Below are 1,552 nucleotides of genomic sequence, written 5' to 3' on the forward strand. Positions count from 1 at the left end.
GGCCCGGTGTTCAACCCGTTCGAAGGCTTCCAACCGCAAACCGCCAGCCGGGGCTTCCAACCCGTCGCCGGCGACGACGGCGAGTGGCGCTACGAGCCCTGATACACACCTTCCACCCCATCCAAAGCCCGGCCTCGCGCCGGGCTTTTTTTAGGTTCATCGCGGATTCCCGGGAAAGGCGGCTTTGATCTTGAGGAAGAAGTAGTCGCTGTCCCGGTAGCCGTAGGCCATGCGCTTGATGACCTTGATGCGGTTGTTCATGCCTTCCAGGACGCTGGTGTTGAGGCGGTAACAGGCACTGGCGATGATGCCCTCGGCGTAGGGTTTGAGCAGGCGGGCGAAGCGGATCAATGGGGTCAGGCCACTGGCCTGGGCCATGTTGAACCATCGTGTCCAGCGCCAGCGGGCGGCGCGTTCCGTGCGGGCGTACCAGAGCTCCTTGAGCTGGGCCTTCATCAGATACACCGTCATCAACGGCTGGTTCAGCTCCAGCAGGGCCTTCAGTTCGCCGGCCTGCTCCGCCTTCAGGTTCTCCGGATTACGCAGCAACAGCCAGCGTGAGCGCTTCACGGCCCGCCGTGCGGGCTTGTCGTGGCGCAATTGGTTGGCCTGGTCCACTCGCACCCGGTCGATCACCTCACGGCCAAACTTGGCGATCACATGGAATAAGTCGTAGACCACGCGGGCCTTGGGGCACCAGGCCTGTACCTCCAGGTCCATGGCGGTGTTCATGTCCATCGCCACGGCCTCGATGTGTTCGCAATGACGGCCCAGCCACTGGAAGCAGGGTCGGATCGCTTCCCGGGACCGGCCTTCCCCCACCCACAGCACCTGCCGGGTCTCGGCGTCGATCACCACGCTGGCGTAGCGATGGCCCTTGAACAGGGCGAACTCGTCCATCACCAGATAGCGGACCCGGCTGAGGTCGGGCTCGGGCAGGTCCCGGGCCAGCCGGGCCTTGTCGAGGGTCTTGAGGGTGTGCCAGTGCAGGCCCGTCAGATCGGCGATCTGCTTGAGCGGCAAGAGGGTGAGCAGGACCTCGACATGTTGGCGCAGCCGCTGGGTAAAACGAGCCCGGGGCGCCAGCCAGGACAGCGCTTCGCGGCCGACACCGCAGGTGGCGCACCGTACCCGGCGTATCGGCACCGACAACCAGACCCGGTACTCGAACAGGTCCCGATCCCGGATGCGGCGTACGGTGGTGTCGTGGATCACGGAGCAGGATCGCCGGCAGCGCGGGCAACGGGCGGGCACCTGAGGATCGGGAATCAGGTCAATCTGGCACTGGGAGTCGAGGAGCGGAACGAACCGGGTGGCGATAAAGCCTTCCCAGCCGGACCCGGGGAACGTAGCATCGCCCATGGCGGCAGTGTCCTTGTCAGGTTATTTGGTTGCACAAACAACTTAACTCGGTTCACTGTCCGCCCCTACCTATTACTCCTTCTGACTCCTGAATCCGTCTTGGTCCGTGGCGCCCTGAACCGCTGAACCGCTGAACCGCTGAACCGCTGAACCGCTGAACCGCTGAACCGCTGAACCGCTGAACCGCTGA

The 1,552-nt window shown here is 64.2% G+C and carries 1 protein-coding gene; it reads right to left on the minus strand.

Translation table 11 applies throughout. The annotated features are described in order from the left end of the window. Positions 1 to 156: 156 nt before the first annotated feature. Entirely contained in the window at positions 157 to 1,362 is a 1,206-nt protein-coding gene (locus FGS76_RS19370; RefSeq protein ID WP_138774295.1) for an ISL3 family transposase, read from the minus strand. Between the last annotated feature and the right edge of the window lie 190 nt (positions 1,363 to 1,552).

The sequence above is a fragment of the Alloalcanivorax gelatiniphagus genome, from assembly GCF_005938655.1.
GTDB classification, from domain to species: Bacteria; Pseudomonadota; Gammaproteobacteria; order Pseudomonadales; family Alcanivoracaceae; genus Alloalcanivorax; species Alloalcanivorax gelatiniphagus.